Origin of the sequence: Symbiopectobacterium purcellii, from assembly GCF_052050035.1 — a bacterium.
Taxonomy (GTDB): domain Bacteria; phylum Pseudomonadota; class Gammaproteobacteria; order Enterobacterales; family Enterobacteriaceae; genus Symbiopectobacterium; species Symbiopectobacterium purcellii_A.
The window spans coordinates 4,816,320-4,831,846 of the sequence record NZ_CP189882.1; the positions used below are offsets into that span (position 1 = coordinate 4,816,320).

General features: G+C 50.0%; 13 protein-coding genes and 5 pseudogenes. 7 read left to right on the top strand and 11 right to left on the bottom strand.

Annotation, left to right across the window (positions count from 1 at the left end):
* Positions 1-7: 7 nt before the first annotated feature.
* Positions 8-643 (top strand): annotated as a pseudogene (locus ACQGXV_RS32665) (extracellular solute-binding protein); the annotation flags it as partial.
* Positions 644-691: 48 nt separating this feature from the next.
* On the opposite strand, the gene ACQGXV_RS32670 reads toward ACQGXV_RS32665, so the two are convergent.
* From ACQGXV_RS32670 to ACQGXV_RS32705, 8 genes are all read right to left on the bottom strand, one after another.
* Complete coding sequence (locus tag ACQGXV_RS32670; RefSeq protein WP_440864342.1) at positions 692-913, bottom strand: FeoC-like transcriptional regulator; 222 nt, start codon at positions 911-913, stop codon at positions 692-694.
* A gap of 30 nt (positions 914-943) precedes the next feature.
* Positions 944-3,265, bottom strand: a complete 2,322-nt coding sequence (feoB, locus tag ACQGXV_RS32675) for a Fe(2+) transporter permease subunit FeoB (protein WP_440864343.1) — start codon at positions 3,263-3,265, stop codon at positions 944-946.
* A gap of 81 nt (positions 3,266-3,346) precedes the next feature.
* Positions 3,347-3,574: a FeoA family protein gene (locus tag ACQGXV_RS32680; protein WP_440864344.1), complete on the bottom strand. Its 228-nt coding sequence runs from the start codon at positions 3,572-3,574 to the stop codon at positions 3,347-3,349.
* Between the two features lie 50 nt (positions 3,575-3,624).
* Positions 3,625-3,873, bottom strand: coding sequence for a FeoA family protein (locus tag ACQGXV_RS32685; protein WP_440864345.1), 249 nt, complete (start codon positions 3,871-3,873; stop codon positions 3,625-3,627).
* Between the two features lie 263 nt (positions 3,874-4,136).
* Positions 4,137-6,188 carry a carboxy terminal-processing peptidase gene (prc, locus tag ACQGXV_RS32690; protein ID WP_440864346.1) on the bottom strand — a complete coding sequence of 684 codons (2,052 nt, stop codon included), beginning with the start codon at positions 6,186-6,188 and terminating at the stop codon, positions 4,137-4,139.
* A gap of 20 nt (positions 6,189-6,208) precedes the next feature.
* Positions 6,209-6,910, bottom strand: a complete 702-nt coding sequence (gene proQ / locus ACQGXV_RS32695; RefSeq protein WP_440864347.1) for an RNA chaperone ProQ — start codon at positions 6,908-6,910, stop codon at positions 6,209-6,211.
* An 84-nt stretch (positions 6,911-6,994) separates the two neighbouring features.
* On the bottom strand, positions 6,995-7,501 hold the full coding sequence (locus tag ACQGXV_RS32700) for a GAF domain-containing protein (protein ID WP_440864348.1): 507 nt from the start codon (positions 7,499-7,501) through the stop codon (positions 6,995-6,997).
* Positions 7,502-7,887: 386 nt separating this feature from the next.
* Entirely contained in the window at positions 7,888-8,787 is a 900-nt protein-coding gene (locus ACQGXV_RS32705) for a transposase family protein (protein ID WP_440863873.1), read from the bottom strand.
* Positions 8,788-9,036: 249 nt separating this feature from the next.
* Between ACQGXV_RS32705 and ACQGXV_RS32710 the strand changes: the two genes are divergently transcribed.
* The 3 genes and pseudogenes from ACQGXV_RS32710 to ACQGXV_RS32720 form a co-directional block, all read left to right on the top strand.
* The gene (locus tag ACQGXV_RS32710; RefSeq protein WP_440862584.1) at positions 9,037-9,402 is read left to right on the top strand and encodes an IS630 transposase-related protein; all 366 of its coding nucleotides are present in this window, start codon (positions 9,037-9,039) and stop codon (positions 9,400-9,402) included.
* Complete coding sequence (locus tag ACQGXV_RS32715; protein WP_440862665.1) at positions 9,326-9,859, top strand: IS630 family transposase; 534 nt, start codon at positions 9,326-9,328, stop codon at positions 9,857-9,859. Before ACQGXV_RS32710 ends, ACQGXV_RS32715 begins: the two co-directional genes overlap by 77 nt.
* Positions 9,860-9,887: 28 nt before the next feature.
* Positions 9,888-10,704: pseudogene (locus ACQGXV_RS32720) on the top strand (PqiA/YebS family transporter subunit); the annotation flags it as partial.
* Positions 10,705-10,724: 20 nt separating this feature from the next.
* Here ACQGXV_RS32720 and ACQGXV_RS32725 read toward each other — a convergent pair.
* On the bottom strand, positions 10,725-11,546 hold the full coding sequence (locus ACQGXV_RS32725) for an IS630 family transposase (RefSeq protein ID WP_440864349.1): 822 nt from the start codon (positions 11,544-11,546) through the stop codon (positions 10,725-10,727).
* Between the two features lie 18 nt (positions 11,547-11,564).
* On the opposite strand from ACQGXV_RS32725, the pseudogene ACQGXV_RS32730 reads away from it, so the two are divergent.
* Positions 11,565-11,987 (top strand): annotated as a pseudogene (locus tag ACQGXV_RS32730) (paraquat-inducible protein A); the annotation flags it as partial.
* Positions 11,941-14,166 (top strand): annotated as a pseudogene (locus ACQGXV_RS32735) (MlaD family protein); the annotation flags it as partial. The pseudogenes ACQGXV_RS32730 and ACQGXV_RS32735, both read left to right, overlap by 47 nt.
* Before the next feature lie 21 nt (positions 14,167-14,187).
* Here ACQGXV_RS32735 and ACQGXV_RS32740 read toward each other — a convergent pair.
* Together ACQGXV_RS32740 and ACQGXV_RS32745 are read right to left on the bottom strand one after the other, a co-directional pair.
* Positions 14,188-14,721, bottom strand: a complete 534-nt coding sequence (locus ACQGXV_RS32740) for an IS630 family transposase (protein ID WP_440862665.1) — start codon at positions 14,719-14,721, stop codon at positions 14,188-14,190.
* Positions 14,645-15,010, bottom strand: coding sequence for an IS630 transposase-related protein (locus ACQGXV_RS32745; protein ID WP_440862584.1), 366 nt, complete (start codon positions 15,008-15,010; stop codon positions 14,645-14,647). The genes ACQGXV_RS32740 and ACQGXV_RS32745 overlap by 77 nt, the downstream gene beginning before the upstream one ends.
* 35 nt (positions 15,011-15,045) lie before the next feature.
* Here ACQGXV_RS32745 and ACQGXV_RS32750 point away from each other — a divergent pair.
* Positions 15,046-15,450: pseudogene (locus ACQGXV_RS32750) on the top strand (MlaD family protein); the annotation flags it as partial.
* Positions 15,451-15,527: the final 77 nt, after the last annotated feature.

Here is a 15,527-nt window from a genome sequence, read left to right on the forward strand (position 1 = left end):
CTACAGCATCAACCGGGAAGCCATCGACCCGGCAACGGTAACCGGCTGGAGTGATTTTTGGGATGCGAAGTATAAAGGCAGCCTGTTGCTGACCGACGATGCCCGTGAAGTGTTTCAGATTGCGTTACGTAAACTGGGTTACTCGGCCAATACCACCGATCCGAAAGAGATTGAAGCCGCCTATACCGAGTTAAAGACGCTGATGCCAAACGTGCTCACCTTTAACTCCGATAACCCCGGTAACCCGTTTATCGAGGGCGAAGTCAATCTGGGTATGGTCTGTAACGGCTCTGCTTACGTAGCCCGCCAATCGGGCACGCCGCTCGACGTTATCTGGCCGAAAGAGGGTGGCATCTTCTGGATGGACAGTTTGGCGATCCCTGCCAACGCCAAGAACAAAGAGGGTGCCATGAAGCTCATCGACTTCTTGTTGCGTCCGGATGTGGCGGCAAAGGTTGCCGAAACCATCGGTTACCCGACGCCTAATCTGGCAGCAAAAAAATTACTGCCCGCTGAGGTAGCAAATGACAAGACGCTCTACCCAGATGAAGCGACAATTCAGAAAGGGGAATGGCAAAACGACGTTGGCAACGCCAGCACGCTGTATGAAAACTATTTTCAACAGTTGAAAGCCGGCCGTTAATCCGTGAAGGCTAGCCGCATAGCGCGGCTAGCCTTTTATGATGAATAATCACCCGACCCATTCATAGTAAAGCCGTAGTCCTTTCTCACAGGAACAACAGCCGCTACAACCGCCACTGGTGTTTTCGTGGCTGCTGATTTTTCCCTTCTGAACCCAGAGCGCTATCATGCCTTCAACCACGCCGGTTTCGACGTGGAAGCGTTGGCTGATCTCTTGCAACGAAACGCGTTGCCTTTGCTTCACAAAATTGCGCAGTTCAATCAGTGTCATCTCATCCTCCTGACTCGCACGGCCATGGTTTTACGCTGCTCGCACCACCGCAGATTGCTGCCTTAAGTTGCCATTGCGGCGCAGGAAAAAGACGGTTATTGCCCACACGGCAAGCACCGCCGCGATAGCCGAGGCAGAATAAAGGGGATGGTTAGCAAACCGCCCTGCCTGATACACCAGCACCGCAGCACCATAGCCCAGCTCTATCGTCCACACGAAACAGAACAGCGCCCATGCCGTACCCACTTCACGCCAGATAGCGGATAATGCCGCGACGCAAGGCACATACAGCAAGACCATCAGTAAGTAGGCTACCGCGCCCAAGCGACCATCGAACAGGTGCACAATGATATCCAGCGATGAGACGGAAAATTCGTTCTGTTCTGCTACGGCGGCGGTATCGCTCAAATCGCCAACGTTGATGCCCAACGGATCGAGAAGTTCACCACCGAGTTTGGCTAGATTCTCCGGAATGGTTGCCAGTGCAGCAACAACGCTGTCGCCCAGATTAAACGGTGTGTCCTGTTCCTGCTCACCGGACTGGCTGTCAGCCATCGCGCCATACAGTGAATCCAGTGTGCCCACCACCGCTTCTTTGGCGAAAATGCCGGTGAAAACACCGACAGCGGCAGGCCAGTTTTCCGCTTTTATCCCCATTGGCGCGAACACTGGAACAATTTTCTGCCCGATGGAGGAAAGCACTGATTTATCACTGTCCTGATTGCCAAACGACCCGTCGGTGCCCATGGAGTTGAAAAAACTGAGCACAGTTACAACCACGACAATCAGCTTACCTGCACGCAGAATAAACCCCTTGAGCCGATCCCAGGTGCGGATCAATACGCTGCGTAGCCCCGGTAAATGGTACGGAGGGATCTCCATGACAAACGCTGATGCATCGCCTTGTAGCGCGGTGTTTTTCAGCATAAAGCCGGTGGCGATAGCGGCAAAAATACCAACCAGATAGAGTCCGAATACCAAATTCTGTCCGCCGCTGGTAAACAATGCCGTCGCAAACAGCACATAGACAGGTAAGCGCGCCCCGCACGACATAAAGGGTGCCATCATTACCGTGACCATGCGATCGCTATGCTTCTCCATGGTACGCGTGGCCATGACAGCAGGCACGTTGCAACCGAAGCCAACAATCAAAGGCACGAACGCTTTGCCTGGCAGCCCAATGCTGCGCATGAAGCGATCCATAACAAACGCAGCTCGCGCCATGTACCCGGAGTCTTCGAGATAGGAGAGGAACAGATACAGGCAGCCAATAACCGGAATAAAGGTGGAAACCGTTTGGATACCCCCACCAATACCGTCTGCCACCAGCGTCGCCAGCCACTCTGGTGTGTTGATAGCGCGCAACAGCGTCCCTAATCCATCCACCAGCAGCGCGCCGACAAACTGATCGAAAAAATCGATAAATGCACTCCCCACCTTAATGGTGAAGATAAACATCAGGTACATCACCAGCAGGAAGATAGGAATACCGAAAAAGCGGTGCAGCACCACACGGTCAATTTTATCAGTGAGCGTTGCGGAGACGTTGCTGCGGCGAATCACCACCTGATTGGCGATGGAGGTGACAAACTGATAACGCCCATCGGCAAGGAAGATATCCAGTTCATCGTCATAGGTTTCTGTGAGCGTGGCAACCTGTGCATCCATCTCTGCCAACAGCGGCGCCGGTAAGCGAGTGCGAACCGTGGCATCCCCTTCCAGCAATTGCAGCGCCAACCAATACGGATGAGTTACGCTTGGAATATCCGTTAAATGCAACGCCATTTGCACCGCAGCATTTTTCAGCGCCGCATCATAAGGCACTTCAACATTGGGTGAACGAATATCCGACAGTGCGGACAGGCACACCTGGCGCAACACATCCATCCCTTTGTTTTGGCTGGCGGTAATGGGAATCACGGGGCAACCTAGCCGGTTTTGCAGAGCGGCAATATCGATCTCCAGCTTGCGCGAAGAGGCGATGTCCATCATGTTCACCGCAACGATCATTGGCACGTTCATGTCCAGCAACTGCGCCGTCAGATACAGGTTTCGCTCAAGATTGGCCGCATCAAGAATATTCAGCATCAAATGTGCTTCGCCGGAGAGGATATAATCACGCGTGACGCGCTCATCCTCCGCGCTTTCCGAGGCCGGATTGAGCGAATAGACTCCGGGAAGATCGACCAGAGTGAAACGTTGGCCTTTGTAGAGGAACTGACCGACCTTTTTCTCGACGGTGACACCGGGCCAATTCCCCACCGTTTGTTTTCCCCCTGTCAGCAGGTTGAACAGGGTGGTTTTGCCACAATTGGGGTTGCCAACAACACCAATGACGGGATGTGTGACCATAACGGTTCCTTACTCGAACGAGCTTTTATCAGGCAGGCATGCCTTGCAATCCACATACCTGGCAAATCCAGACCCTGAAAATCAGCACGGCTCCAGGATCAATATTTGTGCTTCACTCTTGCGCACGCTGATAGCAGCACCACGCAAACGCAATTCGATAGGATCGCCCAACGGCGCAACCCGGGTGACCGTGAAGATCACGCCCGGTGTCACCCCTAACGCCAGCAGGCGCTTGCGGTAATCTGCCGATCCTTTTTGGTAACCTTGCACACGCCAAGAACTGCCTACGGGAAATACGTCCTCTGTCATGAATACCACTCCTCGTTGAATGAATGCCACCCTGTTGCTGCCAGATGGCATCAACCTTGGGTAACCTGCGGTGCCACCCAAACCTGCTTGCCCATATCCCAATTAATCGCGATACGGCCATCGCCCGCAGCCAGCATCAACGGCTGATTTACTTCACGCTGAATAACCCGAATTTCACCCCCGACGCGAATACCTAACTCCAGTAAACGCTGGTGGTACTCACCGCTGAGACGAATTCGCGCAACCACAGCGCTGACATTGAGGGGAATATCAAGAAGAGTGTGTATACCTGGCGTCATAGTTGGGCTCTTAAAGAGAAACCGCAGAACCCATGGGTGAATACATGCGGTATAATTGCTGTAAATGCTCAGAAAAAGAACAAAATTAATAACGATTATCAATGATAAATGCACAGGTATAAATATACTTGATACACATCAAACAAAAATTAAATATCGCTCATTCCCGCTTTCCGAGGTGAATAAAAGCATCAGAAAACACTAAAAATAAAACCCCCAGTCAACCGCTAGGCTGACTGGGGGTTTTATTACATGAAGTAAGATTATTTCACGTTGTGCGACAGATCGCTGGCAATATGCACCGTCTCTTCCAGATAGGCATCCGGGGCCTGATAATCCTTGGGTAAATCATCCAGAGATTTCAGCGGCTTTTTGCCTTCGCGTTTGAAGCGTTCGTTAAGACGATTCAGGCGTAGCGCTTCATCGTCGTTATTCTCTTTTTCACGCTGAGCATAATTAAGGGAAACGATATTACGTTTCTCTTTATTGGCGTTGTAACGGGCAACATCCTGAATGATATATTGGAATTCAGGATCTTTGGCAACGCGTGACTGGTGCTGCGCCTTCAATGCATTGATGAAGGGTTTCAGATCACCCAGTTTACCGTAGCGTGCCGCATTGATGCTGTCCCAGACCAAGGCGTTGTCTTCAAATTTCTCACCGGTTTCAACCGCTTCTGTGCCTGTTGGCATCAAGATATCCGGCGTGACGCCGCGCAACTGCGTGCTACCGCCATCAATACGGTAAAACTTCTGAATGGTGTAGGAGACCGAACCCAATCCCTGCCACGCCGGATGCAGCATCTGATCGTAAATACGGTTCAAGGAGCGATACTGTTGCACTGTGCCTTTACCGAAGGTCGGTTCACCCACAATCAACGCGCGACCGTAGTCTTGCATGGCGGCGGCGAAAATTTCCGATGCCGACGCACTGAAACGGTCAACCAACACGACCAGTGGACCTTTGTAGTAGACCACACCATCAGTATCGCTGTCTTCGCGCACCTTGCCGTTGTTGTCACGGATTTGCACCACCGGACCACTGGGAATAAACAGACCGGAAAGTCCTACCGCTTCGGTCAGCGCACCGCCGCCGTTGCCGCGCAGGTCGATGACAATACTGCTCACATTCTGTTCTTCCAGCTTTTGCAATTGCACTTTGACGTCATCCGTCAAGCCAACGTAAAAACTGGGAATATCCAGCACCCCGATGGTCTCTTTGCCCACGGTTTTAACCGACATTTTCACCGCGCGATCTTCCAGACGAATACGCTCACGGGTCAAGGTGACGGTTTTGGTTTTAGTGCCTTTGCCACCGGGCAAGATTTCAAGCCGCACCTTGCTGCCTTTGGGGCCTTTAATCAAAGCCACCACGTCATCAAGTCGCCAGCCAATCACTTCCACCATCGGTTCGCCGTTTTGCCCGACGCCGACAATGCGATCGCCAACGGTGATGCTTTTACTTTTTGCCGCCGGGCCACCCGCCACCATGGAATTGATAACCGTGTAATCATCATCCATCTGCAACACCGCACCGATACCTTCCAGAGAAAGGCTCATGTCGGTATTGAACTGCTCGGTATTACGCGGTGATAAATAACTGGTGTGGGGATCCATTACTCGCGCAAACGCATTCATCACCAGTTGAAAAACGTCTTCACTGTTGCTCTGCGCCAGACGACGGATAGCAAACTGGTAACGCTTGGTGAGCGTTTCTTTGATCTCTTTGTCGTCTTTACCGGTGAGTTTTAACGTCAGCAAGTCAAATTTTACTTTGGCATCCCACAGGCGGTTCAGCTCACCGACATTTTGCGGCCACGGCGATTTGCTGCGATCCAGCTCGATGGTGTCTGTTCCTGCGAGATCAATGGGTTTTTCTAATACTGAGAGGGCATATTGCAAGCGCTCGAAACGGCGCTTTTGCGCTAGATTGTAGAGCGCATAGGGCACGTCCAGTTTGCCGCCTTTCAGATCTTCGCCTAACTGCCCTTTTTGGTTGGAAAATTCGGCAATATCGGAAGCCAACAGCACGTTATGGCTGTAGTCCAGCATATTGAGATAGCGGTTGAAAATTTTCTCGGAAAATTGTTCATCGAGCGCTATCTGCCGGTAGTGCGAGCGTAAGAAACGCAGTGTGATGCGAACGCTCTCGGTGGCATGCTGAAGTTCCTGGTGCAGTTGAGGAATCTGATCTGCACGCGTGATCATCTCACTGCGCGCAATCGCTTCACTGCGTGAGACAGGTGCTTCTTTGGCCACGCTCACGCCTGCGAGCAATGCGGCAGCAAGCACCGTCATTCGTATTAATGTGTTCATGCCCTGGTTGGCCCTCCGTATCAGAACTGCAAGTGTTCTGCACGCACAATCATCGCCAGACCGGAAGCCAGTTGAACCCGAACTTCACCTTTGGCAATCTCAAGCACCGTAGCGTCCATGGCATCTTTACCCGCTCTAACTTTGATCTCTTGACCAATTTTCAGGGCGGTAATATCCGTCACGTTAACGCGCTGCGGTTGCGGCGCACGCTCGGTAGCCGCTTTGGGCTGACGAGGCGCGGAAGCACGCGGCGCAGTGGTACGAGGTTGACGCGGAGCACTGTCGGCTGCTGGGCGCTCGCGGCGCGGGGCAGGTTTACGCTGACGCGCAGGTTGATCGGTGGTTTCACCTGCGGCACGACGTTTCGCTTGCTGTTCAGCTCGCTGCGCCTGAACGCGCGCTTTCGCTTCTTCCAACTGCTTGCGAGCGTGATCGACATGCTGCTGTTCCAATTCACCGCACGGATTGCCATCCAGATCCACACGTTGCGCACCCAGCTTGATGCCGTACAGGTAACGCCAACTGGAGGTATAAAGGCGCAACGCAGAACGCAATTGCGTTTTACTCACACTGTCAGTCTCCGACACACGCGTGACAAGATCCTGAAAAATACCGATTTTCAAAGGCCGCGTGTCACCTTCAGTGGTGAAACAAAGCGGAAACCGTTCTGCCAAAAAGGCAATGACATCTTTACTACTGTTCAACTTAGGTTGATTTTCCATGAAATTTCCTGATTACAACGGGTTTGCCAACCAGCGCAGGCATGAACAGGCGACATTATAATGACGCCATCAGCAATTGCTACGTTATCCTTCTCTCTGCGTGAGAGAATTGATAAAAATCAGCACATCGCTCTGTTGCAATTGTGCGCAGAGCACGGCGACCAGCGCTTTAAGACCTTCTTCGTCATCCGCGTCAAAACGCGCATAGGACGTGCTATCAATATCCAGCACGCCAATCAGTTGGCCGTTGACAGAAAGCGGCAACACGATCTCGGCATTACTGGCGGCATCGCAGGCGATGTGACCAGGAAAGGCATGCACATCATCGACACTTTGAATGAGGTTCTCCGCAATCGCGCGCACACAAACGCCTTTGCCCGCAGGAATGCGCACACAGGCAACCCGACCTTGAAATGGCCCAAGAAACAGCGTGTCATCATCCAGAAGATAAAAACCCGCCCAATTGACGCCTTCCAGACGCTCAAACAAAAGCGCACTGCTATTGGCCAAAATAGTGATAAAGCGGCGTTCACCCGTAATCAGAGCAGTAAGATCGCTGACAAGATCCCTATAAAATGATGGTTTGTTCATAAATAATAATTCAGTTTTTCCAAATACCGGATCACTCCATCCCTAACCGATTGACGCAACGCGTATCGTTAGCTCAGGGGCATAATCCCATAATTTCAATCACCCTGCCTGACAACATCGGCAGCGTCTCCCACAAGAGAAGAAGAATATACGCTTTTGCGTTTTTATTCACATAAACGTGACAGGATGAATTGAGACATACTGCACAGCATGCCACAACAACATTCGCTTCGTCAGCGTATTGCGCACATTTCATTCACCCTAGCCAGACATCTGATTTTCCTGAAACCACGCCTACACATTCAATTACCGTGCATCCCCGGAAGTAGGCTATAAGCGTGTTGCTTAATAGTGAAATAAGGGTGTTTCGGTGATTGAAGTAAATTTTACGCTGTTCTGAGATGGAAATTCCAAAGACCGGCGCTAAGGAGTAAGAAGGTATCATCAATAAAGGGTCTACGATTCCGTAAAATTTGGGTCATGCAACCGAGGCGCTTGATACCCGCGATGGCGTGTTCAACTGTAATACGGATGCCCGAGATTATTTTATTTTCTTGTTTTTGTTCAGGCGATAAAGGTCTTTTTCGAGTTCCTTTTTTTGGGATTTGTGTATTAGGATGCTGTTTATCTATACCTTGAAAACCGGTATCTGCCCAGATGGTTACCTCAGGAGGAATATGGCGAATTATATCGACTTTATCGAGTAAGCGTTTATCGTGACGGCGCCCATTTTTGCTCATGGGGATAAATCCAATTTGCCTTGTTTCGTCAGTCATAATAAGCCCTTTTCGAGTGGTCTGTCTTTTCTTTCCCGAATACATTTTTTTTCGCCGACGCAGATTCTTAGGCTTTTGGACAGGTCGCTCTGTCCCATCAATAAAGACGTCTTTAACTCCAGGAAAGGCGCGAAAAAATTCCTCAGCAGAGCGAATTTGACGAGCGGGCAAAACACATTCTCGCCCCAAGGTCATCTCTAAAACCGGCAATAATATTTTTACCCAGCGACATACCCGTTTTCTATCTAAACCAAAAAGAAGTCCTTGCAAATCATAGGTCGGATAACATTTTAAATACAATAAAATAAAAAGCAGTTTATCTAATGGGGTTGGGATAAATCCTTTCTGCCCTCCACCCATCTGCCGCTCGTGATCTTTTCGATTCTTTTGCCGATAAATCAAATAACAAGCTGAAAATTCAGCGGCTAAATTTTTCAATTCTTCGACTGATAATCCAATGATTGCTTTACATAAACGATTATCTCGTAACAACCGCTCTTTGTTGATCATTTCAAACCTTTATTCTCTAAGTTAAACCTCTTTTTATTCTCAATAGCCTGACAAAAAATGCAAGTCTCTATTCAGCAACTAGTTTTATGATGCTGACGACCTTCACAGCGCAATCCGGCGTAATGAAAATATACAGCATAGTGGGTTCTGCCACGCATAGCGCTCCGCGCCCGCCCGTCCCCCAGGCACGCTCTGGCGTTGCCTATGGGCGTTATAGCTAAACGACTTAATTTTGATTACATTATTTAAATGAGCTATTCAATTGATTTTAGACGTAAAGTGATATCTACACGGAAAAACGAAGGGTTGAGTATCCGAGAAACAGCGAAGCAATTTCGGATTGGCCCTGCCTCTGTATCGCGTTGGATTAATCAAATAGAGTCAAAAGCATCGACCACGCGTCAGCGAAAGATCGATAAATCCGAGTTGATAAAAGATGTTGAACAATATCCAGATGCTTACCAAAAAGAACGTGCAGAGCGTTTTGGCGTTTGTCAGAAGGCCATTTGGCAAGCGCTTAAAAAGCTGGGATTGACCTATAAAAAAAACTCTACGTCATCCGAAAGCCGACGAAAACGCCCGGCAGGGATTTCAACAAAAAAAACAACAGTATGAAAAAGAAGGTAAACCTATTGTTTTTATTGATGAAAGTGGTTTTTCACACGATGCCCCACGGACTCACGGCTATTCCCCAAAAGGTCAACGGTGTTTTGGCCTGAAGAACTGGGGAGCTAGGGGAAGAACAAATGTTATCGGCGCTTTATTAGGCACAACGCTGTTTGCTATCGGATTATTTGATATCAATATTAACAGCGATGTTTTCTATGCCTGGGTCACACAAGTCCTTATCCCAGTACTCCCTAAAAACAGTGTAATCATGATGGACAATGCCACTTTTCACAAAAAACATAATATTCAACAAGTCATCATCGATGCAGGGTATATGGTGGAGTATTTGCCTACATATTCGCCAGATCTTAACCCAATTGAGCATAAATGGGCACAAGCAAAAAGCAAAAAAAGAGAGATGGGTTGCGATACAGAGAGTTTGTTCTCAGTCCATATGGTGTAATCAAAATTAAGTCGCTTGGCTATATCACCGTTGTCATGGTTGCGACATGCTGTTTCTGCTTCCGGCAATGCGCAAAGGGGGAGTATGCCACCTGCCCGCGATGTTCCACCCGCGTCGGTTCAGGGCGCGATTGGTCAATGACACGACTGGCCGCGATGGCCACGACGATGTTGTTGTTAATGCCTTTCGCCTATACCGCCCCCCTGCTCGATATCCGACTGCTGGGTGTCGCGATCAATGCCAGCCTGTTTGAAGGCATCTGGCAGATGACCCAGCAAGGACACCCGGTCACCGCCAGTATGGTGGCGTTCTGTACCGTAGGCGTACCGGTTACGCTGATGATTTCCCTGCTGTATCTCTTTTTTGCTCCGCGCATTGGTATGAATCTGCGGCCGATTCTGCTGTTGCTGGAAAAATTGAAAGCCTGGATGATGCTCGATATTTATCTGGTCGGGCTGGCCGTTGCAGCCATCAAGATCCGCGAGTTTTCCGATATTGAGATAGGCCACGGCATGGTGGCCTATCTCACTTTGACCCTGCTGAGTCTGTTAACCTTGATTCACCTGAATCCAGATCAACTCTGGCTACGTTTCTACCCCCGGCTGCATCCGGTGATCAATCCGGAACGTTATCGCCTGTGTCTGGCCTGCCATTTCACCAGCTCACGCCCCATTCCCACTCGAGGGCGCTGCCCTCGCTGCCATACCCCATTACGAGCACGTCGCCGCCACAGCCTGCAAAAATCGTGGGCGGCCTTGATCAGCGCCATCGTATTTCTGGTGCCCGCCAACCTTCTGCCCATCTCGATTCTCTACGTCAATGGTGCACGTAAAGAGGACACTATAGCCAAGCGACTTAATTTTGATTACACCATATGGACTGAGAACAAACTCTCTGTATCGCAACCCATCTCTCTTTTTTTGCTTTTTGCTTGTGCCCATTTATGCTCAATCGGGTTAAGATCTGGCGAATATGTAGGCAAATACTCCACCATATACCCTGCATCGATGATGACTTGTTGAATATTATGTTTTTTGTGAAAAGTGGCATTGTCCATCATGATTACACTGTTTTTAGGGAGTACTGGGATAAGGACTTGTGTGACCCAGGCATAGAAAACATCGCTGTTAATATTGATATCAAATAATCCGATAGCAAACAGCGTTGTGCCTAATAAAGCGCCGATAACATTTGTTCTTCCCCTAGCTCCCCAGTTCTTCAGGCCAAAACACCGTTGACCTTTTGGGGAATAGCCGTGAGTCCGTGGGGCATCGTGTGAAAAACCACTTTCATCAATAAAAACAATAGGTTTACCTTCTTTTTCATACTGTTGTTTTTTTGTTGAAATCCCTGCCGGGCGTTTTCGTCGGCTTTCGGATGACGTAGAGTTTTTTTTATAGGTCAATCCCAGCTTTTTAAGCGCTTGCCAAATGGCCTTCTGACAAACGCCAAAACGCTCTGCACGTTCTTTTTGGTAAGCATCTGGATATTGTTCAACATCTTTTATCAACTCGGATTTATCGATCTTTCGCTGACGCGTGGTCGATGCTTTTGACTCTATTTGATTAATCCAACGCGATACAGAGGCAGGGCCAATCCGAAATTGCTTCGCTGTTTCTCGGATACTCAACCCTTCGTTTTTCCGTGTAGATATCACTTTACGTCTAAAATCAATTGAATAGCTCATTTAAATAATGTAATCAAAATTAAGTCGTTTAGCTATATCCTGTCAGGTATTCTCTCGCTGGCAAACGGCAATGTGTCTGTCGCGGCGGTGGTTTTTATCGCCAGTATACTGGTGCCCTTCACCAAGGTTATCGTGCTGAGCACCCTGCTGTTGAGCATACATCTGCACACGCAGCGCGCTATCATGACGCGCATGCGCTTGTTACGTGCCATGATCTGGATTGGCCGCTGGTCGATGCTGGATCTGTTCGTCATCGCCTTGATGATGTCGCTGGTAAATCGCGACCAACTGTTGGCTTTTACCTTAGGCCCGGCGGCCTTCTATTTTGGGGCGGCCGTTATTTTGACCATTCTTGCTGCGGAATGGCTGGATAGCCGATTAATGTGGGATACCCATGGAACACGATTCAACAACACCCGAGTCAACACGAACCGCGATTAAGCATAGGCGTCGTATATCGCCGTTCTGTCTGCTGCCCTTTATTGCACTGCTGATTGCCGGCTGGTTGCTCTACACCAATCAGCAAGAGCGCGGAACCACGGTCACCATTGATTTTATCTCTGCTGACGGCATCGTGGCTGGCAGAACTCCGGTGCGTTATCAAGGTGTCGAAATCGGGACGGTACAAAACATTTCGCTGAGTGAAGACCTGCGGACCATTCAGGTTGAAGCCAGCATTAAAAGTGACATGAAAGAAGCGCTACGCAGCGGGACACAATTCTGGCTGGTAACCCCCAAAGCCTCATTAGCTGGCGTTTCCGGCCTTGACGCTCTGGTTGGCGGTAACTATATAGGTATGATGCCCGGCCCCGGCGAGCCGCAGGCGCACTTTTCTGCGCTGGATACTCAACCGAAATACCGGGTCAACAGTGGGGAGTTACTGGTGCATCTGCATGCCGATGACCTAGGGTCACTCAACGCGGGCTCGCTGGTGTATTACCGCAAGATACCCGTCGGAAAAGTGTACGATTACACCGTAACCCCAGATAATAAAGGCGTGACAGTTGATGTTCTTATCGAGCGCCGCTTCACGCATTTAATCAAGAAAGAGAGCCGCTTTTGGAATGTGTCCGGCATCAAGGCGGATATCAGCCCGGGCGGCGCCAAAGTAGAAATGCAAAGCCTGGCGGCACTGGTCAATGGCGCTGTCGCATTTGACTCACCGGATGGAAGCGATAACGCCAGCGCGGAACAAGCATACCGACTCTACCCTAATCTGGCGCAAAGCCAGCGCGGTGTGGCGATTACCTTAACGCTTCCCTCCGCCAATATGCTGAAAACCGGACAAACACCGCTGCTTTATCAGGGTTTGGAAGTGGGCAGTGTACAAAAACTGGTGCTGGACCCTGGCAACGGGAATGTCACCGGAAAGTTGATTATCGACCCCTCTGTTGTACCGCTGATGCGTGAAGGCACACGTATTGAACTCACCAAACCACGGCTGACCTTGAACGATCTTAACCTCTCTCGCCTGTTAACCGGTCCAACGCTAACTCTGATTCCCGGCGACGGAGAGCCGCGCCAAATATTTCCACTGATTGATGGCACGCAGGCCTTACGTCCCGATACGCTGACCGTTCAGTTGTCTGCCGCACAGAGCTATGGCATTGATGTTGGCCAACCCGTGTTGCTACATGGCGTACAGATCGGGCAGATCATTCAGCGCACGCTGACCGAAAAAGGCGTCACCTTCGATGCTAGCATCGAACCCGAATACCGTGCTCTGCTGCACAAAGACAGCATCTTTATCGTCAACAGCAGGCTAAACGTCAAACTGGGGTTGGAGGGCGTGCAAATGATCGGAGCCAGCCCGCAAGAGTGGCTCAGCGGCGGTGTGATGGTGTTACCCGGTACACAAGGTGAGCCGCTGGCTCACTATACCCTGTTTAGTGATCGGGATAATGCGCAAGAAGGCATCAAAGGCAGCACGCCCAGCCCAACCTTAACGCTGGTCACCGACAGTCTACCGGACATTCAGGAAGGCTCGGTTGTGTTATACCGCAAGTTTCAGGTCGGCGAAATCATGCGTATTCGTCCCGGTGCAGAAACCTTCGACGTCCAGGTTTACCTGCATCCGGAGTATCGCAAACTGCTGACTGAACGCAGCGTGTTCTGGGCCGAGGGCGGAGCCCGCGTGCAACTGAGCACCTCCGGACTGACGGTTCAGGCCGTGCCCCTTAACCGGGCAATCAAAGGCGCCATCAGTTTCGATAATCTCGAAGGGGCTCCTGAAACCAAAGGCGGAAAGCGGCTGCTGTATAACACTGAAACCGCTGCACGTGCGATCGGTAGCCGCATTGAATTGCGGACTTATGACGCCAGTTCACTCTCAGCCGGCATGCCGATTCGCTACCTTGGTATTGAGATTGGTCGGTTGGACTCCCTTAAGCTGGCGGAACAGCGCAACGATGTATTGGCGCAAGCGGTGCTCTACCCCGAGTACGTTAACGCCTTTGCTAGTGCCGGCACGCGCTTTTCAGTGGTGACGCCGCAAATTTCAGCAGCTGGCGTCGATCATCTGGAAACCCTGCTCCAACCCTACATTAATGTCGAGCCAGGCAACGGGGCGCAACAGCGCCAATTCGAACTGCAACAGGCGACCATTTCCGATTCCCGTTATAGCCAAGCGACTTAATTTTGATTACACCATATGGACTGAGAACAAACTCTCTGTATCGCAACCCATCTCTCTTTTTTTGCTTTTTGCTTGTGCCCATTTATGCTCAATTGGGTTAAGATCTGGCGAATATGTAGGCAAATACTCCACCATATACCCTGCATCGATGATGACTTGTTGAATATTATGTTTTTTGTGAAAAGTGGCATTGTCCATCATGATTACACTGTTTTTAGGGAGTACTGGGATAAGGACTTGTGTGACCCAGGCATAGAAAACATCGCTGTTAATATTGATATCAAATAATCCGATAGCAAACAGCGTTGTGCCTAATAAAGCGCCGATAACATTTGTTCTTCCCCTAGCTCCCCAGTTCTTCAGGCCAAAACACCGTTGACCTTTTGGGGAATAGCCGTGAGTCCGTGGGGCATCGTGTGAAAAACCACTTTCATCAATAAAAACAATAGGTTTACCTTCTTTTTCATACTGTTGTTTTTTTTGTTGAAATCCCTGCCGGGCGTTTTCGTCGGCTTTCGGATGACGTAGAGTTTTTTTTATAGGTCAATCCCAGCTTTTTAAGCGCTTGCCAAATGGCCTTCTGACAAACGCCAAAACGCTCTGCACGTTCTTTTTGGTAAGCATCTGGATATTGTTCAACATCTTTTATCAACTCGGATTTATCGATCTTTCGCTGACGCGTGGTCGATGCTTTTGACTCTATTTGATTAATCCAACGCGATACAGAGGCAGGGCCAATCCGAAATTGCTTCGCTGTTTCTCGGATACTCAACCCTTCGTTTTTCCGTGTAGATATCACTTTACGTCTAAAATCAATTGAATAGCTCATTTAAATAATGTAATCAAAATTAAGTCGTTTAGCTATATCAAGATGGGCTGAATATCGTGGTTGATGCGCCGGAAGCCGGTGCGCTGCAAGTGGCGACACCAGTGCTATTTCGCGGCGTTGAGGTGGGGACGGTTACTGGCCTTTCTCTGGGACCGCTGTCCGATCGGGTGATGGTGGCATTGCGTATCAGCAAGCGACACCAGCATCTGGTGCGCAGCAATTCGGTATTCTGGCTGGCATCGGGCTACAAACTGGAGTTTGGCTTGGGCGGCGGCTTATTGAAAACCGGTACCTTCCAGCAATTTATTCGCGGCGGTATCGCTTTTGCCACCCCGCCCGCCGTTCCCTTAGCGCCGATTGCCACCCCCGGTAAGCATTTCCTATTATTGGGACAAGAGCCCAAAGAGTGGCGCGAATGGGGTACTGCCATTCCTGAATAACCAGCGTTGATCCTGCCGTCGCGTGATGAGCGACGGCAGCCACGTGCCGTGTTACACTATCAGAATATCACCCGCAT